The organism is Mycobacterium kyogaense (assembly GCF_036946525.1).
In the GTDB taxonomy this organism is placed as follows: Bacteria; Actinomycetota; Actinomycetes; order Mycobacteriales; family Mycobacteriaceae; genus Mycobacterium; species Mycobacterium kyogaense_A.
Map to the genome: position 1 here is coordinate 26,824 of NZ_JAQIIY010000036.1, position 22,801 is coordinate 49,624.

The 22,801-nt window shown below is 67.8% G+C and carries 24 protein-coding genes; 7 read left to right on the forward strand and 17 right to left on the reverse strand.

Annotation, left to right across the window (positions count from 1 at the left end; genetic code table 11):
* Position 1 precedes the first annotated feature (1 nt).
* The 10 genes from PGN37_RS24945 to PGN37_RS24990 form a co-directional block, all read right to left on the reverse strand.
* Complete coding sequence (locus PGN37_RS24945; protein WP_335333664.1) at positions 2-1,126, reverse strand: AAA family ATPase; 1,125 nt, start codon at positions 1,124-1,126, stop codon at positions 2-4.
* A 1-nt stretch (position 1,127) separates the two neighbouring features.
* Entirely contained in the window at positions 1,128-2,420 is a 1,293-nt protein-coding gene (mdo, locus tag PGN37_RS24950) for an NDMA-dependent methanol dehydrogenase (RefSeq protein WP_046364053.1), read from the reverse strand.
* Positions 2,421-2,556: 136 nt separating this feature from the next.
* Positions 2,557-3,930: a cation:dicarboxylate symporter family transporter gene (locus tag PGN37_RS24955; protein ID WP_335333665.1), complete on the reverse strand. Its 1,374-nt coding sequence runs from the start codon at positions 3,928-3,930 to the stop codon at positions 2,557-2,559.
* Between the two features lie 66 nt (positions 3,931-3,996).
* Positions 3,997-5,079 carry an ergothioneine biosynthesis PLP-dependent enzyme EgtE gene (gene egtE, locus PGN37_RS24960; protein ID WP_335333666.1) on the reverse strand — a complete coding sequence of 361 codons (1,083 nt, stop codon included), beginning with the start codon at positions 5,077-5,079 and terminating at the stop codon, positions 3,997-3,999.
* Positions 5,076-6,041, reverse strand: a complete 966-nt coding sequence (egtD, locus tag PGN37_RS24965) for an L-histidine N(alpha)-methyltransferase (protein WP_335333667.1) — start codon at positions 6,039-6,041, stop codon at positions 5,076-5,078. Before egtD ends, egtE begins: the two co-directional genes overlap by 4 nt.
* Positions 6,041-6,754, reverse strand: a complete 714-nt coding sequence (egtC, locus tag PGN37_RS24970; RefSeq protein ID WP_335333668.1) for an ergothioneine biosynthesis protein EgtC — start codon at positions 6,752-6,754, stop codon at positions 6,041-6,043. The genes egtD and egtC overlap by 1 nt, the downstream gene beginning before the upstream one ends.
* A 12-nt stretch (positions 6,755-6,766) precedes the next feature.
* A complete protein-coding gene (gene egtB / locus PGN37_RS24975) occupies positions 6,767-8,065 on the reverse strand; it encodes an ergothioneine biosynthesis protein EgtB (RefSeq protein WP_335333669.1) in 1,299 nt (432 codons plus the stop codon).
* A complete protein-coding gene (egtA, locus tag PGN37_RS24980) occupies positions 8,062-9,315 on the reverse strand; it encodes an ergothioneine biosynthesis glutamate--cysteine ligase EgtA (RefSeq protein ID WP_335333670.1) in 1,254 nt (417 codons plus the stop codon). The genes egtB and egtA overlap by 4 nt, the downstream gene beginning before the upstream one ends.
* 140 nt (positions 9,316-9,455) lie before the next feature.
* The gene (locus PGN37_RS24985) at positions 9,456-10,097 is read right to left on the reverse strand and encodes a sensor domain-containing protein (protein ID WP_335333671.1); all 642 of its coding nucleotides are present in this window, start codon (positions 10,095-10,097) and stop codon (positions 9,456-9,458) included.
* Between the two features lie 8 nt (positions 10,098-10,105).
* Positions 10,106-11,053: a helix-turn-helix transcriptional regulator gene (locus PGN37_RS24990; protein ID WP_442933019.1), complete on the reverse strand. Its 948-nt coding sequence runs from the start codon at positions 11,051-11,053 to the stop codon at positions 10,106-10,108.
* Between PGN37_RS24990 and PGN37_RS24995 the strand changes: the two genes are divergently transcribed.
* The gene (locus PGN37_RS24995) at positions 11,052-12,038 is read left to right on the forward strand and encodes an aldo/keto reductase (protein WP_335333672.1); all 987 of its coding nucleotides are present in this window, start codon (positions 11,052-11,054) and stop codon (positions 12,036-12,038) included. The two genes, PGN37_RS24990 and PGN37_RS24995, sit on opposite strands and share 2 nt — an antisense overlap.
* An 8-nt stretch (positions 12,039-12,046) precedes the next feature.
* Here PGN37_RS24995 and mrf read toward each other — a convergent pair whose 3' ends face one another.
* On the reverse strand, positions 12,047-13,201 hold the full coding sequence (gene mrf / locus PGN37_RS25000; RefSeq protein WP_335333673.1) for a ribosome hibernation factor-recruiting GTPase MRF: 1,155 nt from the start codon (positions 13,199-13,201) through the stop codon (positions 12,047-12,049).
* Positions 13,202-13,299: 98 nt separating this feature from the next.
* Here mrf and rpmB point away from each other — a divergent pair, with 98 nt between their 5' ends.
* From rpmB to rpsR, 4 genes are read left to right on the forward strand one after another with little or no spacing between them, the layout of a single operon-like run.
* The gene (rpmB, locus tag PGN37_RS25005; RefSeq protein WP_335333674.1) at positions 13,300-13,536 is read left to right on the forward strand and encodes a 50S ribosomal protein L28; all 237 of its coding nucleotides are present in this window, start codon (positions 13,300-13,302) and stop codon (positions 13,534-13,536) included.
* Positions 13,536-13,703 (forward strand): 50S ribosomal protein L33, encoded by a 168-nt coding sequence (rpmG, locus tag PGN37_RS25010; RefSeq protein WP_335333675.1) that lies wholly within the window; start codon positions 13,536-13,538, stop codon positions 13,701-13,703. The genes rpmB and rpmG overlap by 1 nt, the downstream gene beginning before the upstream one ends.
* Entirely contained in the window at positions 13,703-14,002 is a 300-nt protein-coding gene (gene rpsN / locus PGN37_RS25015; protein ID WP_335333676.1) for a 30S ribosomal protein S14, read from the forward strand. Before rpmG ends, rpsN begins: the two co-directional genes overlap by 1 nt.
* A complete protein-coding gene (gene rpsR, locus PGN37_RS25020) occupies positions 13,999-14,238 on the forward strand; it encodes a 30S ribosomal protein S18 (protein WP_335329013.1) in 240 nt (79 codons plus the stop codon). The genes rpsN and rpsR overlap by 4 nt, the downstream gene beginning before the upstream one ends.
* A gap of 62 nt (positions 14,239-14,300) precedes the next feature.
* Here the strand turns inward: rpsR and PGN37_RS25025 are convergent, their stop codons facing one another.
* From PGN37_RS25025 to PGN37_RS25050, 6 genes are all read right to left on the reverse strand, one after another.
* The gene (locus PGN37_RS25025; protein WP_335333677.1) at positions 14,301-15,743 is read right to left on the reverse strand and encodes a catalase; all 1,443 of its coding nucleotides are present in this window, start codon (positions 15,741-15,743) and stop codon (positions 14,301-14,303) included.
* A gap of 83 nt (positions 15,744-15,826) precedes the next feature.
* On the reverse strand, positions 15,827-16,285 hold the full coding sequence (locus PGN37_RS25030) for a hypothetical protein (protein ID WP_335329015.1): 459 nt from the start codon (positions 16,283-16,285) through the stop codon (positions 15,827-15,829).
* A gap of 55 nt (positions 16,286-16,340) precedes the next feature.
* Positions 16,341-17,027 (reverse strand): YoaK family protein, encoded by a 687-nt coding sequence (locus PGN37_RS25035; RefSeq protein ID WP_442933020.1) that lies wholly within the window; start codon positions 17,025-17,027, stop codon positions 16,341-16,343.
* Positions 17,027-18,094, reverse strand: coding sequence for a DUF4185 domain-containing protein (locus tag PGN37_RS25040; RefSeq protein WP_335333684.1), 1,068 nt, complete (start codon positions 18,092-18,094; stop codon positions 17,027-17,029). The genes PGN37_RS25035 and PGN37_RS25040 overlap by 1 nt, the downstream gene beginning before the upstream one ends.
* A gap of 65 nt (positions 18,095-18,159) precedes the next feature.
* The gene (locus tag PGN37_RS25045) at positions 18,160-19,194 is read right to left on the reverse strand and encodes an aspartate-semialdehyde dehydrogenase (protein ID WP_442933021.1); all 1,035 of its coding nucleotides are present in this window, start codon (positions 19,192-19,194) and stop codon (positions 18,160-18,162) included.
* A 31-nt stretch (positions 19,195-19,225) separates the two neighbouring features.
* On the reverse strand, positions 19,226-20,491 hold the full coding sequence (locus PGN37_RS25050) for an aspartate kinase (protein ID WP_335333679.1): 1,266 nt from the start codon (positions 20,489-20,491) through the stop codon (positions 19,226-19,228).
* A gap of 98 nt (positions 20,492-20,589) precedes the next feature.
* On the opposite strand from PGN37_RS25050, the gene PGN37_RS25055 reads away from it, so the two are divergent.
* Together PGN37_RS25055 and PGN37_RS25060 are read left to right on the forward strand one after the other, a co-directional pair.
* Positions 20,590-21,171, forward strand: coding sequence for a nitroreductase family protein (locus PGN37_RS25055; RefSeq protein ID WP_335333680.1), 582 nt, complete (start codon positions 20,590-20,592; stop codon positions 21,169-21,171).
* A 210-nt stretch (positions 21,172-21,381) separates the two neighbouring features.
* Positions 21,382-22,635: an ammonium transporter gene (locus PGN37_RS25060; protein ID WP_335333681.1), complete on the forward strand. Its 1,254-nt coding sequence runs from the start codon at positions 21,382-21,384 to the stop codon at positions 22,633-22,635.
* Positions 22,636-22,801: the final 166 nt, after the last annotated feature.

Here is a 22,801-nt window from a genome sequence, read left to right on the forward strand (position 1 = left end):
GCTACAGGGCGCGGCGCCGGCCGAGGGTCGCCGTTTCCGATTGCTGTGTCTTCTTCGGGGTGCCGTAGTAGCCGTCGGTGAAGCGGCCAGGCTTGTCCTTGGCCAGTCGCGCAGTCCGCCCGTCGGCACCGTGATCGTGATCGTGATCGTGCGGGTGGTCGTGGCTGTGCCCATGTGGGTGGTCATGCGAATGATGTTTGCGCTCAGGCACTGTCGCATTCGGATCCACCAGACGCGGCAGCGCGTCGAGCGCCTTGCGAACGTCCTTGTCGTACTTGACGACGACCGACACGGTGTCCGAGAGCACCTGGGCCGACAGGTCGTCGACCCCGAGGACGGCCAGAGTGCGTGCCCAGTCGATGGTCTCGGAGATGCTGGGCGCCTTGCGCAGTTCGAGTTCACGAAGACCGCGCACGACGTCGACGAGCTGGGTGGCGAGCGCATCGGAGAGTCCGGTGTTCTTCGACTGCACGATCTGCAGCTCCCGCTCGGCCGCCGGGTAGTCGAGGAACAGGTGCAGGCAGCGTCGTTTCAGGGCCGCCGCGAGGTCGCGGGTGTTGTTCGACGTGAGGATCACGTACGGGGCGTGGTTGGCGGTGAAGGTTCCCAGCTCGGGTACCGAAACCTGGTATTCCCCAAGGAGTTCTAACAGAACTGCTTCCAGTGCCTCGTCGGCGCGGTCGATCTCGTCGATCAGTAGCACCACGGGTTCCTCGGACCGTACCGCCTCGAGCAGGGGGCGCGGTGCCAGGAAGCGGTCGGAGAAGAACACGCTCTCCTGGGTGCCGATGCGCTCTACAGCCTCGTCGAGGTCCGTCGCATCGGCCACCAGCTGACCGATCTTCTCCCGCAGGATCTGGGTGTAGAGCAGCTGCTTGCCGTAATCCCATTCGTAGAGCGCCTTGGTCTCGTCCTGACCTTCGTAGCACTGCAGGCGCAGTAGCCGGCGGCCGGTGGCTGCCGCCAGCACCTTGGCCAGTTCGGTCTTTCCGACACCGGCCGGTCCCTCGATCAGCAGCGGCTTGTCCAGGCGGGTCTGCAGGAACACCGTGGTGGCCAGGCGCTCGTCGGCGATGTATCCCTCACCGGCGAGCGCCTCGCGCACCTCCTCCACGGAAGAGAACATGTCAGGGCAGCAGCTCGTCGAGGCTGCCGTTCATGCAGTGCTCGACCACCGGACGCACGGTGTCGAACGTGCACTCCTTCGCGTTGCCGGGTGTGCAGGCATCGCCGAGGACGTGGTTGGTGATGCGGTCGACGTCGGCCTTGTCGCCCTTGATGACCGGGGCGTTCTCGTAGAACTTGGTGGGGCCCTTGCCCAATCGGTTCTTGGAGTAACTGTCCTGCTTGACGTCGACGAAGCGCTCGATGATGTTGACGTCGCGCAGCAGACGGATAGCCGCGGCCAGTGCTGCGTCGGCGGCCTGTACGTCGGTCATGCCGTAGGTGTCCACACCCATCGCCTGAGCGATGTCGGCGAATCGCTTGTAGGCCACCGGCATGTTGAACGCCCAGACGCGGGGAAGCGCGATCGCGTTGTTCAAGCCGTGGTGGGTGTCGTAGAACGCGCTGACGGCGTGGGAGATCGAGTGGATGATGCCGAGGCCGCCGGAGTTGAAGGCTTGGGCGGCGATGTACTGGGCGTACATCATGCCTTCGCGACCCTTGAGATCCGTTCCGTTCCAGGTGGCTTCGCGCAGGTTCTCCGCGGTCAGCTTGATCGCGCGGATCGCGTTGCCCAGCGACGGTTCGAAATTCAGCCGTGACACATACGGTTCCGAGGCATGGGCCAGCACGTCGAAGCCGCACTGCGCGGTGTAGTCGACGGGGCATTCGTAGTACAGCACCGGGTCGTCGACAGCCAGCGTCGCCACGGAGGCATCGTCGAACGCGACGTACTTGTGCGGGTTGTCCGGGTCGGTGGTGGTGTCGGTGATGACGTAGGCCCACGACGTCTCCGAGCCGGTGCCCGCGGTGGTCGAGATCGCGATGTGCGGCGGGTTCTTCGGGTTCTCGCTCTTGTTGAAGCCCTCGAAGTCGTTGACGTTGCGGCCGTCATGGGCGATCGAGATGCGGGCACCCTTGCAGGCGTCGTGGGTGGAGCCGCCGCCGATGGAGATGAAGCTGTCGCATTCGTTCTCCTGGTACAGCTTCACCGAGTCCATCACGTTGTAGTCCTTGGGATTGGACTCCACCTGGTCGTAGACCACGACCTCGAGGCCGTGCCACTTCAGCGACTCGGCCATGTTGTGCACGATGTCGGTGCCGCGCAGGCCCGAGCTCATCAACAGCACGCGCTTGAAGCCCATCTTCAGCGCTTCCGGGCCGACCATCTCGTGAGCGCCGGGCCCCATCATGGCACGGGGAAACGGGTGAAACTCCTTGATGGGGAAGGGCTTCAGAAGATCTTCGACCTTCATGGCGGGGTCCTCTCTGCGGTGCTCGGCGGTGGTATCGGGGACCACCATGGCACGGCAGATGTGAGCTGGAGAACAGCTCAGAGGGACAACCGAATCGTCGGGCAGCGTAAGTGCGGACGGGCGGGCAGGGCCCGACCTACCCGGTCGGAGAGGTCTCCTTGGGCCGGTCGCTGGTGTCGTGGTCGTCGACCATCGTGGATTCGTCGAACGGACGGTTGCCGTCGAGCACGTCGCGCAACCTCTCCTCGTCGACGCTGTGCGTCCAGTGCCCCACCAGCAGTGTGGCGACGGCGTTGCCGGAGAAGTTCGTCAGCGCCCGCGCCTCCGACATGAATCGGTCGATACCGACGATGATCCCGACACCGTCGAGCAGTTCCGGACGGTGGCTCTGCAATCCGGCGGCCAGCGTGGCGAGCCCGGCGCCGCTGACGCCGGCGGCCCCCTTGGACGCGACGATCATGAACGCGAGCAGGCCGAGCTGCTCCGGGATGGACAGCGGGTCACCCAGCGCGTCGGCGATGAAAAGAGAGGCCATCGTCAGGTAGATCGCGGTGCCGTCGAGGTTGAACGAGTATCCGGTCGGCACGACGATGCCGACCGTCGCGGGTTTCACCCCGGCGTGCTCCATCTTCGCGATGAGCCGCGGCAGCGCCGATTCCGACGACGAGGTCGCGACGATCAGCAAGTACTCCCGGGCCAGGTAGCGGGCGAGCTTGAACACCGACACTCGCGCCACCATCCACAGCAGCGCGCCCAGCACTCCGAACACGAAGATCACGCACGTCAGGTAGAAGGCCGCCATCAGCACGCCGAGCTGGATGACCGCCTCGAAGCCGGTGTCGCCGACCACCTCGGCGATGGCGCCGAAGGCACCGATCGGCGCGAGCCACAGGACGCCGATCAGGATCTTGAACACCAGTTTCTGCAGCGCCTCGATGCCGCGCAGCAGCGGCTCCCCGGTGGCACCGAGTGACTGGATACCGAATCCGACGAGCAGTGCCACGAACAGCGCCTGCAGCACGTTGCCCTCGGTGACCGACGAGAACAGCGTGGACGGGATGATGTTGGCGATGAAATCCATCGTGCCGCCGGCAGATTCGGCCTCACCGGCCAGCTCCGCACCCTTGCCAGGGTCGTTGGGCACGTTTAAGCCGGTGCCGGGGCTGATGATGTTGCCCACCACCAGGCCGATGGCCAGCGCCACCGTCGACATGACCAGGAAGTAGCCGATGGCCAGCCCGCCCACCTTGCCGACCGACGCGGCGGCCTTCACCTTGCCGATGCCGAGCACGACGGTGCAGAAGATGACCGGGACGATCATCATCTTGATCAGCTTGACGAACAACTCCCCCAGCACACCCAGCGAACCGGCGATCTCGGGTGCCACCAGACCGACGATGATGCCGGCGACGACCGCGACGATCACCATGATGTAGAGCCAGTGCGTCCGGTCGCGCTTTTTCTCCGGCTTGGACGGCTGGTCCGGTGTGTCAGCCTCGGCGGCGGTCATGCGGTGTGTCCCTCCGGTGTCCCCCTGCATTGATGGTGCAGCAGGGATAACCAGAAGTGCCCCGCGTCACACCCGCGTGACGGCCGCCAATGCGTCGGTGAGCGTGGCCAGGTCATCGTCGGTGACGTCGACGTGGGGTGAGACGCGCAGGGCGGGACGGGTCATCACCTGCGGTGCGCGCTCGACACCGATGAACGTGGTGAGAATGCCGTAGTCGACGATCAGGTCGGCGCGCACCGTCGCGGCGTCCACGCCGTCGGGCGGGGTCATCGTCGTGATCGCGCTCGGTTCGTCGATGTTCTCGCGCACCTGCCAGCCCGACAGGTCGGCCAGCGCGCTTCTGGTCCGCGCGCCCACCTCGCGGAGCCGGGCCTGCACGTTCGCCGGTCCCGCGGCGATGTGTTCGCCGATGGCCACCGAGAAGCCGACGTGCGAGGCGACGCTGGCTTCGGCGTGCGCGATCCGCATCTGCGTGCCCTCCGACAGCACCCCGGGCCGGGTGGCCAGCACGCCCACCCCGCGTGGCCCTGCCGACCACTTCCGCGACGACGAGTAGATCGCGTCAGCACCGATGTCCGTGCAATCGAGGTGCGAGAACGCCTGTGCCGCGTCGACGATCAACGGCAGGCCCTGGCTGCGGCATGCCCCGGCGAGCTCGCGAACCGGCTGGACGACCCCGCTGTGGCTGCCCAGCGTCGTCAGGTGCACCAGCGCGGGCGGATCGCTGGACAACGCTGCGCCGACGGCGTCGAGGTCCAGCCGACCGAAGCCATCGACGGGCAGTTCGCGGATCTCGAAGCCGTGGCGGGCCATGATCGCCAGATTCGGCCCGTATTCGCCGGTCAGACAGGCGATCACCCGGTCTCCCGCCCAATCGGCGAGCAGGACGTCGAGGGCGTGGTTGGACCCCGTGGTGAAGAAGACCTCGGCGTCGGCCATCCCGGTCAGCGCCTGCACGCCCGCGCGGCCCGCGTCGAGCACCGGGGCCGCTGCGACCGCGGCGACGTAGCCGCCGACCTCCGCTTCGTGTCGAGCGTGCTGGGCCGCGGCTTCGAGCGCGGCGAAGCCCTGCCGCGCGCATGCAGCGCTGTCCAGGTGCACGCCGGCGGCCGGGGGGCGCGCAGCCCGCCACGTCTCGGCGAGTGTCACTTGACCGCCAAGGACAGCCCGAAGTCGCCTGCCTCGTCGGTCCACCACTGCGTCCGGGTCAGGCCGGCTGCACGCAGTTCGGTGTCCACGCCCTCGGGCCGGAACTTGCACGACACTTCGGTGAGCATCTCCTCGCCGTCGGCGAAATCGACCGTGAGGTCGAGCGCCGGAATGTGGACGCGCTGCTCTCGAGCGGAGCGCAGCCACATCTCGATGCGTTCCTCGTCGGGATTCCACCGTGCGACGTGAGCGAAGGCGGCGGCGTCGAAGTCCGCGCCCAGTTCCCGGTTCACCACGGCCAGGACGTTCAGGTTGAATCGCGCCGTCACCCCGGCGCTGTCGTCGTAGGCGCGCACGAGTCGCTCGGTGTCCTTGACCAGGTCGGTGCCGAGCAGCAGGGTGTCGCCGGGCTGCATCATCGCCGCCACCGACGAGAGGAACTCCGCGCGCGGGCCCGCGGTGAGGTTGCCGATGGTCGAGCCGAGGAACGCCACCAGGCGCCGCCCGGTGGCCGGGATCTTGCCCAGGTGCTCCTCGAAATCGCCGCACACCGCCGCGATCTCGATGCCCGGGTACTCCTCGGAGATCGCTGCGCCCGCAGCCTCCAGAACCGTTGCGTCGACGTCGAATGGGATGAACCTGCGCAGTGCGCCACGCTCACGCATCGCGTCGAGCAGCCGTCGGGTCTTCTCCGAGGTCCCGCTGCCCAGTTCGACGAGCGTGTCCGCGCCCGACGCCACCGCGATCTCACCGGCGTGCGCCGCCAGGATCTGCGCCTCCGCGCGCGTCGGGTAGTACTCGGGCAACCGGGTGATCTGGTCGAACAGGTCGCTGCCAACGGAGTCGTAGAACCACTTGGGTGGCAACGACTTCGGCGTCGCTGTCAGCCCGTCGCGGACGTCGCGCCGCAGCGCGGCCTCGGCGGCGTCGGCGGCCAGGTAGTTCTCCAGGGAGAACGTCATCACGATCCTTTCAACGGTGTGAGATCGACTCGGACATCATTGGTGGCGCCGGCCTCGCCGATCCGAACGTCGACGAGATGGCGGTCGGGGATCTCCTCCCACGCCGGGTCGTCGTCATAGGGTTCGCTGGCCAGCACCACGCCGTCGGGCCTGCGCAGCACCGACAGGGTGTCACCCCACGTCGTGGCCAGAAGTCGAGAACCGTTGCCCGCCACGATGTTCAACCGCGCGTTCGGATCGTCGGCAGCCACACCGGCCACGGTGTCACCGAGCGCGTCAAGCCCGCGATCGAAGATGAGCGCGGCCAGCAGCGCGCTGTCGTTGGTCGATTCAGCATGCGGGGACAGCGGCAGTACCGCACGATCGACGAGCCCGTTGTGCGACAGCAGCCATGTCCCGTCGGTGAACGGCGCCGACGCCGAGGGCTCGATCGGCATCCCGACGCTGGCCGAGCGCACCGCGGCGACCACGCACGAGCTGCTCAGCGCAGGCGCCACCGAGGCGAACGACGCGTCACCCCACAGCGGCGCCGCACTGCGCCACCGCCGTGGTTGCACACCGTCGAAAAAGCCTGCGCCCCAACCGTCGGCGTTCATCAGGCCGTGCTTCTGCAGGCGCGGCGCATACGACTGCACCAGTAGGCCGGACGGCGGTTCCAGCATCAGCGATGCCAGCGACACCGGCGCGCCCAGCCAGGCCAGGTGCCTACACATGCCTAGACATCCCTACACATCCCGGGCCAATCGCACACCCGAGAAGATCTGCCTGCGGATCGGGTGGTCCCAGTTACGGAAGCTCGGTCGCAGAATGCCGGGCGCCACCGCCCACGAGCCGCCGCGCAGCACGCGGTACTCACCCGAGGTGATCCCGTCGAAGAAGGGGCTCGAGTACTGCTCGTACACCATCGGCGTGAAGCCCGGCCACGGCCGCAGCGTCGAGGTGGTCCACTCCCACACGTCGCCGAGCATCTGTTCGGCGCCATAGGCCGAGGCGCCGGACGGATAGGCGCCGACCGGCGCGGGCCGCAGCGCGGCGCCACCGAGGTTGGCTCGATCGGCCGTCGGCGCGTCCGAACCCCAGGGGTAGCGCCGGCGCCGCAGCGCGCCCGGGTCCCACGCGCACGCTTTCTCCCATTCGGCCTCGGTGGGCAGCCGGGCACCTGCCCAGGCCGCGTACGCCTGCGCTTCGTGGAAGTCGACGTGCTGGACGGGTTCGTCGGCCGGAATGTCCTCCACGTGGCCGAATCGGGTGCGAGTTCCGGCCAGCGCCCCGGTGTTCCAGAACTGAGGCGCGGTGATCCCGGCCTGCTGCCGATAGGCCCAGCCGGCGTCGGACCACCAGCGCCGCTGGTCGTATCCGCCGTCGTCGATGAACTGTTGCCATTCGCCGTTGGAGACGGGAACTCGACCGATGCGGAACGCCGGCACGTCGACGGTGTGTGCTGGTCGCTCGTTGTCCAGCGAAAAGGGTTCAGCGGCCGCGTCGACACCCATCACGAACTCGCCGGCCGGCACGTCGACCCACGTCCCGGCGAGCCCGGCGCGACCCGCAGGCAGCGCCGCGCCGCGGTCGAGCAGCGGCGCACCCGAGCGCAGGTTCAGTGCCTGCAGCATGGTCTCGTCGTGCTGGTTCTCGTGGCTGGCTACCATGCCGAACGTGAAGGCCTCGGGATGGTCGTCGGACATCGTGTCCAGCACGTCGAGGACCTTGTTTCGCACCGTGGTGCAGTACGCGCGCGCGTCGGCGGGCGGCAGCAGGGGCAGGTTCACGCGGCTGGCTCGCGAATGCACGAACGCGTCGTAGAGCTGGTCGACCTCACGCGACAGCATGCCGGGCCGGTCGGGGTTGCCGCCCCGCAGCAGCCACAGCTCCTCCTGCTGGCCGATGTGCGCGAGATCCCAGATCAGCGGGCTCATCAGGGGGTCGTATTGCCGACGCACCTCCGCGTCGTCGAAGTCGACCAGCCGCAGGGTGCGGTCGCGGGCGACGGTCAGTTCCTCGGCCAGTACCTCGCGCGTCGTCACTGTTCCCCTTCTGCCAGGTGGGTGACCGCGGCAGCGATGCCGGAGGCCACCACGCGGTCGGCGAAGTCGTCGGCGGCGCAGCGACCCCGCTCGACCGAACGCACCAACACCTCCATCGATTCCGTCAGTTCCGCCGGTGCCCGCTCGGCCGCGGCGATAACGCACGTCAGCGCGGCCGCGTGCAGGTGCCGATCAGCCAGACCGACCCGGGCCGCGCGATCCCACTCCATCGCGACCTCCTCGGTGGCGTCGGCCGCGATGTCGGCGGCGGCCGGGTCGTCGAGCAGTGTCGCCAGCGTCCACGCCACCGCCGGCCACAACGCGTCGGGCACGCTGTCCAGGTAGCGGATCTCCAGGAAGCCGCGCGGACGCACCGGCGGGAACAGCGTGGTCAGGTGGTAGTCGAGATCGGCCTTGGTGGGCCGCCGACCGCCGAGAAGAACCCGACCGTCGGCCCAGTCCGCGAACGGCACCCATTCGGTGACCGGCTCCGGGTCGGGGGTGTGCACCAGCATCACCGGCGCCCGCAGCGCGTAACGCGCCCAGTCGCTGGCCGGGTCGTCTCCGCTGACGCCGAGCACGGGCCCACATCGCGCGGAGTCGAGCTGCCCCCACACCCGCTGCCGACTGGACTGCCACCCGGTGAAGGCGCCGGCGAGCACCGGCGAGTTCGCCGCGACCGCGATCATCACCGGGCCCAGCGCGTGTGCCAGCCGCACCCGCTCGGCCCACTGCTGCCGCAGGCCGGCCTCGAGATTGACCTGGATCGAGGCCGTGGACGTCATCATCGCCGCCCCGGCCTCCCCGGTGCCGCTGGTCGAGAAGAAACGCTCCATGGCCTGATAGCGGCCACCGGGGTTGACCCGACCCGGGGGTCGCAACGGATCGGCGCCGAGCAGCACCAGCCCCAGGCCCGCCTGTAGGAACGCCGCGCGCAGCGCTGCTCGATCGGACCGCATCGCCGCGATCGCCGTAGCGGGATCGGCCGCTGGCGGCCCCGACAGCTCGACCGCGCCGCCGGGCTCGACAGTGACCACGCTGCCGCCGGGAAGCGGAGGCAGGGTCGCGATGGTCGCGGTCAGCTCGTCCCAGCTGGGACGGCGCCCCGGATCGGCCAAGACGAAGCAGTGCGCCTCGACCTCGAGGCCGACCCCGCCGACCGGCCCGTCGACGAGGCAGCTGGCGGCGAGGCGCTCGGCAGCAGCTTCGGCGCTGGCCAGAGTATCGCCGGGCGAAACGTCGCACGGCATGGTGCGGGCCATATCAGCCGCCCTCTTTCCATCGTTGGCGATCTGCGTCAGAAGTCTTCCCTTTTATCTTCCAGACCGCACCGACAATTCCCCGTCCGCGCCGTGACACACCTATGACGTGCCCTGTCGAGCGCGCAGCGTTACTGGCCGAGCGTGTTCTGCATCGCGCCGGCGAGCACGTTGACCGCGGGTCCGCCGTTGCCCGACTGGCACACCTTGGCCTGCAGCAGCACGTTCTCCCGCAACCGGGTGGTGACGAAGCACCGCCGGTCGGTGCCTGCCTCCTGCTTGACCCAGTCCGCCTGCGCGGCGCCCGCGGGCCCGCCCGTGAAACTCCACACCTGGGTGCTGCCGTCGTCCAGGTGCATCGCGGTGGTCTGCCCGCTGCAACCGACGGTCCGATCGACGACTCGGTGGTAGGCGCGCCCGGCCGCGTCCGCGGTGGCGAAGACGCCGACCGCCTGTTTGACGAAGTGGGTCATGTCCGACGGGGATTCCTGCGCCGTCGCGCCGCTGAACGCGGCGAGGTCGGGATCCAGGTACACCTCGGGCAACCCGATGTCGGCCCAGTTGTTGCACACCGGATTGTCCACCCAGTACGCCTGGAAGGGCGCGGTGAACGTCGTCTCGGCGCCCAGCCGAGCGCCCACGATGTTGCCGACCGAACCCTTGTTCAGTACGGCGTAGTTCACCACTCCGGGATCAGAGGGCCGGGCGGCGGCAGGGGCGGCCAGGGCGAGACCTGCGGCTGCGGCGGCGGCGATCGCTTTCGCGATGGTCATTCACCCGATCATGCCAGCTGCGACGGGGCGGGTCCGACGACGCTCAACAGCCGTAGGTTCTGCAGCGCCGCGGACCCGGGCGGGGGTGTGAGCACCACCAGCTTCTGCCCGTGGGTCGCCGCCAGGACCTCGCAATCCAGGGTGAGTGGGCCGACGGTGGTGAGAAATGTCTTGCGCTGCATCCGACGGACGGCCACCTCGTGGAGCTCCCACAGTTCGGCGAACTCCGAACTCTGCTTCCGGAGAGCGTCGACGAGTTCCCTGACGTCCGGGTCGGTACGCCGACGCGCCCACACCGCGCGAAGGTCGGCCACCATGATCCGACTGTGCTCGTGGCGCTCGTGCGGTGGGACCCGCTCACGCATCTGCGGCTCGGTGAACCACCGGTAGCTCATGCTGGCCGAGAGGCCAGTGAGGGCGTGCGCGTCGACGAGATCACCCATCAGCACCGTCGCGAGATCGTTCTGCGCCAGCACCACGTAGGTGTCCGAGGTGACGAATGCGGCTGCGTCGCGAAGTTGGTCGAGCACGAACATCAACGCGGGACCGACGTGCATCGACCGGCTCCCGCGATCGGGTGCGGCGTGACCTGCGAGGTGGTGGAGATGGTCGGTCTCGTCGTCGGAGAGTCGGAGCGCCCGCGCCATTGCCCGAATCATCTGGGTGGACGGTTGGGTGCTCCTGCCCTGCTCCAGCCGGCCGTAGTAGTCCGCCGACATTCCCGCCAGCTGGGCCACCTCCTCGCGCCGCAGTCCTGCGGTGCGACGACGCACTCCGTCGGGCAGGCCGACCTCGGCCGGCGTGATGGCCTCTCGACGGCGGCGCAGGAAGCCGGCGAGAGCGTCGCGATCCATGGGGAAATTGTCGTCGCGACGTCGCCGTTCTGCCAGGGACTCCGAGTCCCCGGCAGAACGTGCCGTGGTTGTCCCGCCGAGTTCCGTCGACAGTGAGGTCATGCGAACCACCACACTTGGCACACTGACCACGTCGGCGCTCGGGCTCGGGTGCATGGGTATGTCGGGGGCCTACGGCCACGCCGACCGGGCGGAGAGCGTGGCGACCGTCCGGGCGGCCCTCGACGCCGGAATCACGCTGCTGGACACCGGAGATTTTTACGGGATGGGCCACAACGAGCTGCTGCTGTCCGAGGCGCTGCGGACCGTGCCGCGCGACGCGTGTCAGCTGAGCGTCAAGTTCGGGGGACAACTCGGGCCCGACGGCTCCTGGGTCGGATTCGATGCTCGCCCAGCATCGGTGAAAGCCGCCGCGGCATATTCCCTGCAGCGGCTGGGCGTCGACCACATCGACATCTACCGGCCTGCGCGTCTGGACCCGGCCGTGCCGATCGAGGACACCGTGGGTGCCATCGGCGAACTCGTCGACGGCGGCTACGTTCGGCACATCGGACTCTCGGAAGTCGGGGCGGACACCCTCCGCCGGGCCGCAGCGGTGCGGCCGATCTCCGATCTGCAGATCGAGTACTCGCTGGCCTCCCGCGGTGTCGAACGCGACATCCTCGCGACCTGTCGGGAACTCGGTATCGGCGTCACTGCCTACGGCGTTCTGGCCCGAGGGCTTCTCGGCGGGCACTGGACGGCGGCCGGGAGCGGCGCCGGCGACATGCGGACACTCAGTCCGAGGTTCTCCGGCGAAAACCTCACGCACAACCTGAATTTGGTCGATGCGCTGCGTACGGTGGCTGACGAGCTCGGCATCTCGGTGGCGCAGGCCGCTATCGCCTGGGTGATCGCCCGGGGCACCGACGTCGTCGCGTTGGTCGGTGCGCGCACACGCATCCGGCTGCAGGAGGCCCTCGGTGCTGCCGATGTGGCATTGACCGAGGCCCAGCTGGCCCGTATCGAGTCCGCGGTGCCGGCGGACCAGGTGGCCGGTGACCGCTACCCCGCCGCGCACATGGCGTCGCTCGACTCGGAACGCTGAACGCCGGCTCAGCCGTCAGCGCGGCCTTCGCGCTCGGTCGGTGCCGCGGACACGGCGTCCCCGCAGGGGTCGGCGTGCCAGTCCCCGAAAGGATCTGCGTAGCTGGACCATTCGTGCGCGCGGTCCATCTCGGCGTCGGTGAGCACCGCGTCGCGAAGTGATCGCGTGACGTCCGCGGCCTGCGCACCGCAGATCAGCACCGCCAACGAGGTGTGCCGGTCGCCGTGGCGCGGATGCCACATCAGGTCCGCCATCGCCCGTCGTTCCGGATTGACGTAAGCAACCTCACGAGATGTCATCGCAGCCAACCACTTTCCTCCGTTGCTCACCCGAAGTCCGCCGCCGGCAGACTCCAACCACATCACCCGGTCGGGCCGGTTGGCCAACCAGAGCCGCCCGCGGGTGCGGATCACGCCGTCGAGCAGGACGTCGACTGCGTCGTGCAGGCGTTCGGGATGGAATGGACGTCGCGTGGTGAACTCGACCAGCCCGACTCGACCGTCGGTGTCCAACGGCGGTTGCCCACCCAGCAGCGACGCGTGCGGATCGTCGCTGCGCCCGCGCCGCGCGTCGGCTTCCAGGTGGGCGAGTGAGAGATCGAGCCGGTCGGTGCCGACGGTGACGCGGGCTCGCGGCGCGAGTCTGCGCACCACAGCGAGCATTTCGGGCTCCGGAGCGCTCGCGACGACGACGTCGGCGAATTCGACCTGCCCGACGACCACCTGCGCCACGGTGCGACCGTCGGCCAATTCGTCCTCGCCGAGCGCCTCCCGCAGCCAGGTGTGGGTGTCGACAGCGGTGATCACCGCTGCCAGAGACACTTCGCGGGCCGCGGCCGAATGATGGATCGCGAAGCACACGGGTTCGGGTTCCAGCCACGGGGCGAGGCGCACCACGATGCGCTCGACACCGCCCCGGCGGTGCAGGTGACACAGATGGGCCAACAGATCCTCGCGCACGGTGCACGCGAGGCAGCAGTTCCTCAATTCCAGGACGGCGTCGGCCTTCACCGTCACCCCACGCTGCATCGAGGCGGTCGTGCGGTGCACCACGTGCCCGTCGAAGTAGTGCTCGACCACCACGGTCCGCGGCCGGTCGAGCAGGACTCGAGCGATGTCGTCGGTGCCGTGTTGACCGGCCACGACGATGACGGGGGTGCGCATCGGCAGACTCCTTATCGGGAATGATTTTCAATAACGACGCGTTCACGCTACAGTCCGCTGTGCATCTTGTCGAAAACGATTTTCATTAAGGAGGCGTCGTGTCCGCTCACTGTCAGGTCACCGGTCGCGCTCCCGGCTTCGGCAACGCGGTGTCGCATTCACACCGCCGCACGCGCCGGCGCTGGGACCCCAACATCCAACGCAAGACCTATTACCTGCCGTCAGAAGGTCGCCGAATCACGCTGCACGTCAGCGTAAAGGGCATCAAGACCATCGACCGCGACGGCATCGAATCGGTGGTGGCCCGCCTCCGCCGGGAAGGGAAGAAGATCTGATGGCACGCAGCACCGACATCCGACCGGTCGTCAAGCTCCGCTCGACGGCAGGCACGGGCTACACCTATGTCACGAGCAAGAACCGGCGCAACGATCCGGACCGGATCGTCCTGCGCAAGTACGACCCCGTCGCGCGCCGGCACGTCGATTTCCGCGAAGAGCGCTGATGGCGAAGAAATCCAAGATCGTGGCCGATGCCCGGCGCCGTGAGGTGGTGGCCCGCTACGCCGAGCGCCGCGCCGAACTCAAAGCGGTCATCCGCACCGGATCACCCGAGGCGCGCGCGGCGGCACAGGTCGAGCTCAACCGGCAACCCCGCGACGCGAGCCCTGTGCGGCTGCGCAACCGGGACGCCGTCGACGGCCGGCCCCGTGGTCACCTCCGCAAGTTCGGGCTGTCGCGCGTGCGGATGCGCGAACTGGCGCACCGTGGCGAGCTGCCCGGCGTCCGGAAGTCGAGCTGGTGAAGCGGACGAGGCGGGTGCTCGAGCCCGCGAAGAAGCGCCGAAACCTGTTGTCTTCCCTGGGGATCGAGGCTGTCGACTACAAAGACACCGCGACGCTGCGGCAGTTCCTCTCCGAGCGCGGAAAGATCCGCTCACGAACGGTCACCGGTGTCACGGTCCAGCAACAGCGCCAGGTCGCCACGGCGATCAAGAATGCTCGGGAGATGGCGCTTCTGCCCTACCCGGGCCAGCGCTGAGTGCACGGTTTCTGACAGACCCTCTCGGGGTTCTCGTCAGAAACCGTGCGCTCGCGACGGAACTACGCGCCTCGCACGCCTTCTTCGACCTTCTTGCCGAGATCGGGATCGACGTTGCGCCAGTATTCGAAGACCCGGGACAGCACAGGCTCTTTCACTCCGTCGGAGACGTGCCCGACGATGTTCTGCACCAGGCGATCTCGCGCGTCGTCATCGAGCACCTCCCGCACCAGAGTGCCTGCCTGACCCCAGTCGTCGTCCTCTGCGCGCAACGCATACGCGGCCCGGACCATGTCCCCGTCCGACGCCCAGTGCACTTCCGACGCCCGCCGCGGATCGGCCTCGGGGCCGCCCATGGAGTTGGGTGCGTACACCGGATCGGTGACGTTGCGGATGCGCATCGGCCCGTCCTTGGAGTAGGCGCGCACCTCGACCTTGGGTTCGTTGACCGGAATCTGCTTGTAGTTGACGCCGAGCCGGTGCCGGTGGGCGTCGGCGTAGGAGAAGCCGCGCGCGAGCAACATCTTGTCGGGTGACAACCCCGTGCCGGGCACGACGTTGTTCGGCTCGAACGCGGCCTGCTCCATCTGAGCGTGATAGTCGACGACGTTGCGGTTCAGCGTCATCTTCCCGACCTGCTGCAGCGGGTAGTCGCTGTGCGGCCACACCTTCGTGAGGTCGAAGGGGTTGAAGCGGTAGGTCTTCGCGTCCTCGAACGGCATGACCTGCACGTGCAACGTCCAGGTCGGGAAGTTGCCGTCCTCTATCGCGGTGAACAGGTCCCGCTGGTGGTAGTCGGCGTCCTCACCGGCCAGCCTGTCGGCGTCCTCCTGGGTCAGGTAGTCGATGCCCTGGTCGGTCTTGAAGTGGTACTTCACCCAGAACAGTTCGTCGCTGGCATTGACCCAGCTGTAGGTGTGGCTGGAGTAGCCGTTCATGTGCCGCCACGTCTTCGGGATGCCGCGGTCACCCATCAGCCACGTGACCTGATGGGCCGACTCCGGCGAGAGGGTCCAGAAATCCCACTGCATGTGGTGGTCGCGCAAGTTGGACGCCTGCATCCGCTTCTGGCTGCGGATGAAGTTCTGGAACTTCATCGGGTCGCGCAGGAAGAACACCGGGGTGTTGTTGCCGACCATGTCGAAGTTGCCCTCCGACGTGTAGAACTTCAACGAGAACCCACGCGGGTCACGCCAGGTGTCTGGGCTGCCTCGCTCGCCGGCCACCGTCGAAAACCGGGCCACCATCTCGGTTTTGACGCCCGGCTGCAGGAACGCGGCTTTGGTGAACGCGCTGATGTCGTGGGTGACCTCGAACTCGCCGAAGGCGCCGCCGCCTTTGGCATGGGGCTGGCGCTCGGGGATGCGCTCCCGGTTGAAGTTGGCCATCTGCTCGAGCAGGTAGTGATCCTGCAGCAGGATGGGCCCGTCCGGGCCGACGGTCAGCGAGTGCTCGAGGCTGGGGACCGGCGCCCCGCCGTCGGTTGTCGCGTACTTGTCAGACATCTACTCTCCTCAGGCTGAGCGGCTGCCGGGCTGCGCCGCAATCCACCGCCGCATACCCCCAAAGCCGCGCGGAAAATCCGCCCTCAGCGCGGCGGCGTCGGCGTATCGGGAGAGTCGGGAGCCCCGCCGGGAGGCCGCGGGATCTCGATGATCTGTCCCGGACCGAAGGGACCCGAGAAGGACGGCCCGCGCTGGAACCCTCCCGGCGGTCCCATCGGGAACATGGCCGACCCCGGGCGCATCATCATCTCGTGCCCGCGGTTGTCGCCACGGTGATCGCCGACGGCCTTTCCGGTGAAGAAGCCGGCGCCGAAGATCACGACCACGATGAACAACGACCCGGCGACGATGCCGACCCATGCCGCCACCTTGGTCAGACGGCTGGACCGCTCGACGTAGACGGTCTGCGGCTGCATCGGAGGCGGCTCGGAGTAGGACGGCGGCGGTGCGAAGACGGGAGCGGTGACGGGCTCGTTCTGGTCGGGCGGCCCTGATGACGACGGAGATGACGGGGGCGTCGACGGCGGGGGTGTCTCGGTCATGCGGCGATCCTGCTCCCCGTTGCGCAGTACCGGTTAAGCATCGCCTGTGAATTGACTATGAGCCTGGGTGCGTGCGCCGCCGTTGATCGAGCGCGAACACCACGACGGTGACGGCCAGCAGGCCCGCTGCGATCCAGATCGCGCGGGCGGACCATCGGTCCGTCGCCAGCGCACCGATCAGAGCGCCAGTGACGAATGCCGCGATCAGGGCGCCGTACACACCGGCGGCTCTGCGTTGCGCAGGCTGTCGATCGACGAAGCCGTCGTAGGCGGCCTCCATGAACCGCATCAGGTTGCCTGTCGTCGCCACCGGCAGATAGGCGAGGTCGCCGACTCTGCGGAACAGCCCCATCTGCATGGCTGCGAGGAACGAGATCGGAATCGTCACGTAGTTGTGCGGCGCCGAGACCGGCACCAGGCCGATCACGGCCAGGGCGCTGCTCTGTACGGCCATGGTCCACAGCAGCGGCCGCCGAACGTGGCGCTCGGCGCGTCCGGTCCTGATGTGCGAGGCGAGCAGCATGCCGGCGACGAAGGCCAGCAGGGGCCACACGTGGGCGAGGGCCGCGGACGTCTTGCCCTCTGAGGCGTCGATGGCGAACAGGATCACGTTGGCGGTCTGGACGTTGGCGAACACGCCGCCGCGCGCGAGATAGGTGTAAGCGTCGATGGAGCCGTTGGCCAAGGTCAGCAACAGCGCGAACCAGAGTGCCGCGGTGTGGTCGGCGTCCGTGTCGCTCATCATGACGGCTTGAACGGGTTGACGGCGAACTGGATGACCCGATAGGGGCTACCTCCGCGCGGGGTCGTGTTCCACTGGCTGACGAACACGCGCACGGCATCGGGCGTCGACGCGGGCGAGAGATAACCGCCGTAGGGCTGGGCGAGCCGATTGTCCTGTGGCGCAGGAAGATCGTCGGCCTGCTCCGGCCAGGGCGCCGCGACGACGACGGTGGTGACCGGTGCGGTTCCGAGCTGGGTCGGATCGTCGGCGACGCGGATCTCCATGTTGCCGGTGCTGGCGTTGAAATAGGACAGCACGGTCTGCCCGTCGATCTGGCGCACGCTCATCTCGCCGATCCGATCGCCCCACAGCGGCACCGGCCGCGTGCCCCATCCGACGGGAGACCACGCCTGCCATGCCGCGCGATCCGTGAACGTCTGCGGCGGCGTCCGGTAAAGGGTCAGCGGACCGGTGCGATCGAAGTTGTTCGCGACGATGTACACCCAGCCCCGGGGCGAGTCAGGAGTAGGAATCGGATCGTAGTAACCGCTGATCTGGGACTGCCCGCCGCCGACATAGGCGGCGTCACGCACAGAGCCAGGCACTGTCGCCCAACGTCCCTGTCCTGCGTCGGCTTTCACGAGACGTGACGTTTGGGGGCGCAGGTCCTTGGTTGTGGTGACGAGCATGTAGTTCTCGCGGTTGATCTCGACGATGCCCGCGGGCAACTGTGACGTTCCCGGCGGAGTCGGGTCGGCGAGCAACGGAGCCCCGATTCCCGTCACCCCGTCGTAGCGCACTCCGCCGGGGTCATCCAGCGACCCGTCGACGACGTGCAGTGCGATCGGTGAGTACCACCCGCCGAAGCCGACGCCCTGACCGGCGAAGCTGTCCCCGCACACCTGCAGCATGCCGGAAGGGAACTCCATGAACTCGCACAGATCCGTCGCGCCGATTCCGTAATCGGCTGTCGGCGTTCCGGTTCCGGCCACCGGGCCGACGCGGAGCACCTGCCCGGGCTGCAGTAACGGCAGTTCGACCGGCGTGGCCGACGCTCCGGGAGCGAGGGCGAGGGCGAGCACCAGCGCCGAGATCGACGAAATGGCGCCCCTCTCTCGCACTTACCCGCCCAAACGTCGGTTTCGGCGCACTAGAGCTGGGCGGCCAGCAGCTCGGCGATCTGAATGGTGTTCAGCGCCGCGCCTTTTCGCAGGTTGTCCCCGGAGACGAACAGCGCCAACCCGCGGCCGTCCGGCACACCCGGGTCCTGCCTGATGCGGCCGACCAGCGAGTCGTCGGTACCCGCGGCCGCCAGCGGCGTCGGGACGTCGACCAGCGTCACCCCGGGCGCTCCGGACAGGATCTCGGTGGCTTCCGCAGCCGACAACGGCTGTGCGAACTCGACATTCAGCGACAGCGAGTGCCCGGTGTAGACCGGCACGCGCACACACGTGCCCGACACCGCGAGGTCCGGAATACCGAGGATCTTGCGGCTCTCGTTGCGCAGCTTCTGATCCTCGTCGGTCTCGCCCGAGCCGTCGTCGACCAGCGACCCGGCCAGCGGAACCACGTTGAACGCGATCGGCGCCACGTACTTGTTCGGCGCCGGGAACTGCAGTGCGCTGCCGTCGTGCACCAGCGCCTGACTCTCGGACACCACGGCGCTGGCCTGACCGAAGAGTTCCTCCACCCCGGCGAGCCCACTTCCCGACACCGCCTGGTAGGTCGAGGCGATCATGCGGACAAGGCCGGCCTTCTCGTGCAGCGGCTTGAGCACCGGCATCGCGGCCATCGTCGTGCAGTTCGGGTTGGCGATGATCCCCTTGGGCCGAGTCCCGGCGTCGCGCGCGAAGTTCACCTCCGAGACCACCAGCGGCACATCGGGATCCTTGCGCCACGCCGACGAGTTGTCGATCACGACCGCGCCCGCCGCGGCGAATCGCGGCGCCTGTACCCGCGACATCGTCGCGCCGGCGGAGAAGAGCGCAATGTCCAGACCGGACGGGTCCGCCGTCTCGGAATCCTCGACCTCGATCTGCTGTCCGCGGAACTCCAGCTTCTTGCCCGCCGAGCGGGACGAAGCGAAGAACCGGACCTCGGTGGCCGGAAAGTCGCGCTCGGCCAACAGGGTTCGCATGACCTGACCGACCTGGCCGGTCGCGCCCACTACTCCAATCCGCACCATTATTTTTCCCGTCGCTTCGCTCGGCCGGCCATCAGCGCCCCGTTCCCGCGTAGACGACCGCTTCCTCGTCGCCGCCGAGCCCGAAGGCCTCGTGCAGTGCGGCGACGGCGCGGTCGAGTTCGGTGTCCTTGATCAGCACCGAGATCCGGATCTCCGAGGTGGAGATCAGGTCGATGTTGATGCCGGCTTTGGCCAGTGCCTCGCAGAACGTCGCCGTGACGCCGGGGTGGCTGCGCATGCCGGCACCGATGAGCGAGACCTTGCCGATGTGGTCGTCGTAGAGCACTCGGGTGAAGCCGATCTCGTCCTGAAGGGAGGTCAGTTTCTCCACCGCGCCCGGCCCGCTCTCCCGCGAGCACGTGAACGTGATGTCGGTCTTGCCGTCTTCGACCTTGGAGATGTTCTGCAACACCATGTCGATGTTGACGTCGGTGTCGGCGATCGCGCGGAACACCTGGGCGGCGTAACCGGGGACGTCGGGCAGGCCGACGACGGTCACCTTCGCCTCCCCGCGGTCGTGGGCTACTCCGGTGAGGATGGCGTCTTCCATGGGGATGTCCTCGATCGATCCTTTGACGATGGTGCCCGGCCGGTCGGAGTACGACGAGCGGACGTGGATGGGCAAATCGAACCGGCGGGCGTACTCGACGCAGCGCAGCATCAGCACCTTCGCGCCCGCGGCGGCCATCTCGAGCATCTCCTCGAAGGAGACGGTGTCCAGGCGCCGGGCGTTGGGCACGATGCGGGGGTCAGCGGTGAAGATGCCGTCGACGTCGGTGTAGATCTCGCAGACGTCGGCGTTGAGGGCCGCTGCGACGGCGACAGCAGTGGTGTCGGAGCCGCCGCGGCCCAGGGTGGTGACGTCCTTGGTGTCCTGGCTGACACCCTGGAAGCCGGCGACGAGCACGATCTGGCCCTCGTCGAGCGCGGAGCGCAGCCGGGTGGGGGTGACGTCGATGATCTTGGCGTTGCCGTGGGTACCGGTGGTGACGACGCCGGCCTGGGAGCCGGTGAAGGAGCGGGCCTGGGCGCCGAGCGACTCGATCGCCATCGCGACCAGCGCGTTCGAGATCCTCTCTCCCGCGGTCAGGAGCATGTCGAGTTCACGAGCGGGCGGCGCCGGGCACACCTGTTTGGCCAGGTCGAGCAGCTCGTCGGTGGTGTCGCCCATTGCCGAGACCACGACGACGACGTCGTTGCCTGCCTTCTTGGTCTCGACGATGCGCTCGGCCACACGACGGATGCGCTCGGCGTCGGACACCGAGGATCCGCCGTACTTCTGTACGACGAGCGCCACTGCAGAACCTTTCATCACTGTTGAGACAGCCGGGGAGATCCCGAACAAGGATAAAGGCTGCGCGCACCTGATTTATTCGCCCCAGTAGCGTCGCCGGTGTGACGTCCCCTGATCGGTTGGCCCAGACCTCGGTCCCCGTACACCCGCCCATCGCTGCTCGTTGGAGTCCACGCGCATTCGATCCGACGGCGCAACTCTCCGACGACGAGCTGATCGCGCTCCTCGAGGCCGCCCGGTGGGCGCCGACGTGGGGGCGACGCCAGCCCGTGCGGTTCGTGGTGGGCCGCCGCGGTGACGAGACGTTCGGCACGTTGGCCGGCCTGCTCAGCAGAGGAAACAGCTACGCCAAGGTGGCCTCCGCCCTGATCCTGTTGAGTGCCGATCAGGGACCTGACGAGAACACCGCGCTGTACTCGAGCGTCGACGCGGGGTCGGCCCTGGGGATGCTGTCGGTCGAGGCGGTCGCGCGGGGCCTCGTGGTGCACCCGATGGCCGGCTTCTCTGCCGAGGGTGCCGTCGAGGCGTTCGATCTGGCCGACGAGCTGCGCCCGTTGATGGTGATCGCGGTCGGCCGCCTCGGCGACCACGCCGACGTCGACCCCGAGATCGCCGAGCGCGACCGCGCGCCCCGCGAACGGCGCCCGCTCAACGAGATCGTGCTGAACTGGCCGCTGAGCTGAGCCTCATCCACCCGTCGATGAGGCGAATGTGCGTCCTGATACGCCTCTTGCGGCGTGTTGCGAATGAATCCACACACTCGCTGCCATCAAACCGCAGTCGAACGAATCCGTTACGTGGCCGAAACCTGAGGAAACAGTCCACGTAACAGAGACGTCGGTAACTGTCGGTGAACGGCTCCGCAGCGGAGCCGGTAATCGCAGGAGAAGTCTATGGATACAGGGACGACCGCGTTCATGCTGTGTTGCATCATCGGCCTCACGCTGATGATCCCCGGTCTCGCGTTGTTCTACGGCGGCATGGTGTCCGTCAAGAGCTCGACCAACATGATGATGATGACGTTCGGCGCGGTCGCCGTGGTCGGCGTGCTGTGGGTGCTGTTCGGATTCTCGATGGTCTTCGGCACCTCCTACGGCGGCTTCCTCGGCAACCTGACCGAATTCGCAGGCATGAAAGACCTTCTCGAGACGCAGACCACGATCTCCGGCCTGCCGGTCAGTTTGTTCTCGATCTTCCAGGCGTTGTTCGCCGCCATCACGGTGGCACTGATCTCCGGTGCGGTCGCCGACCGGATGAAGTTCGGCGCGTGGATGGGTTTCGCGACGCTGTGGGCGGTGCTGGTGTACTTCCCCGTCGCCCATTGGGTGTTCGCGTTCGACGGAGTGGTCACCGAGGACTCCGTCGGTGGCTGGATCGCCAACAAGCTCAAGGCGATCGACTTCGCCGGTGGCACGGCGGTGCACATCAACGCCGGTGCGGCCGCGCTGGCCGTCGCCATCGTGCTGGGCAAGTCGGCGAGCTGGGGTCAGCTGCGCAAGCCCCACAACGTGCCTCTGACGCTGCTCGGTGCCGGCCTGCTGTGGGCCGGCTGGTACGCCTTCAACGGTGGTTCGGCTCTGGCCGCGGGCAATTCGGCCGCGATCGTCATGGTGACCACCTTCGTCGCGACCTGCGCGGCGACGCTGGCGTGGATCGCCGTGGAGAAGATCAAGGACGGTCACGTGACCGGCGTCGGCGCGGCCTCGGGCGCGATCACCGGCCTGGTCGCGATCACCCCGGCCTGTGGCGCGGTGACCCCGGTCGGCGCCATCATCCTCGGTGCGATCGCCGGCGCGGTGTGCGTGTACGCCGTGGGCCTCAAGGAGCGCTTCGGCTATGACGACTCCCTCGACGTGGTCGGGGTGCACCTCGTCGGCGGTGTCATCGGCACGCTGCTGATCGGCCTGCTGGCCAGCGACTCGATGCCCAATGCCACCAACGGCCTGTTCTACGGCGGTGGCTTCGACCAGCTGTGGCGCCAAGCCGTGGCAGCGGGCGCGGTCATGGTCTACTCGTTCGTCGTCGCCGGCATCATCGCGTATGCGCTGAAAAAGACTGTCGGTATTCGCATTTCGCCAGACGACGAGGAGAAGGGCATCGACGCGGCGTTCCACCGCGAGGCGTCGTACGAACTCGCCTCCGTCTAAGCAATCACTCGACCGGCCGGTGCGAACAGCCACAACGTTCGCACCGGCCGTTCGATGTGCGGGGTGTTTCCGCTACTGATACATTGATTCCTAACAAGAGACACAAGGTGGACGCCATGACCCAGGACCCTCGCGATCGCAGCCGAGAAGACCGGTACCAAATATC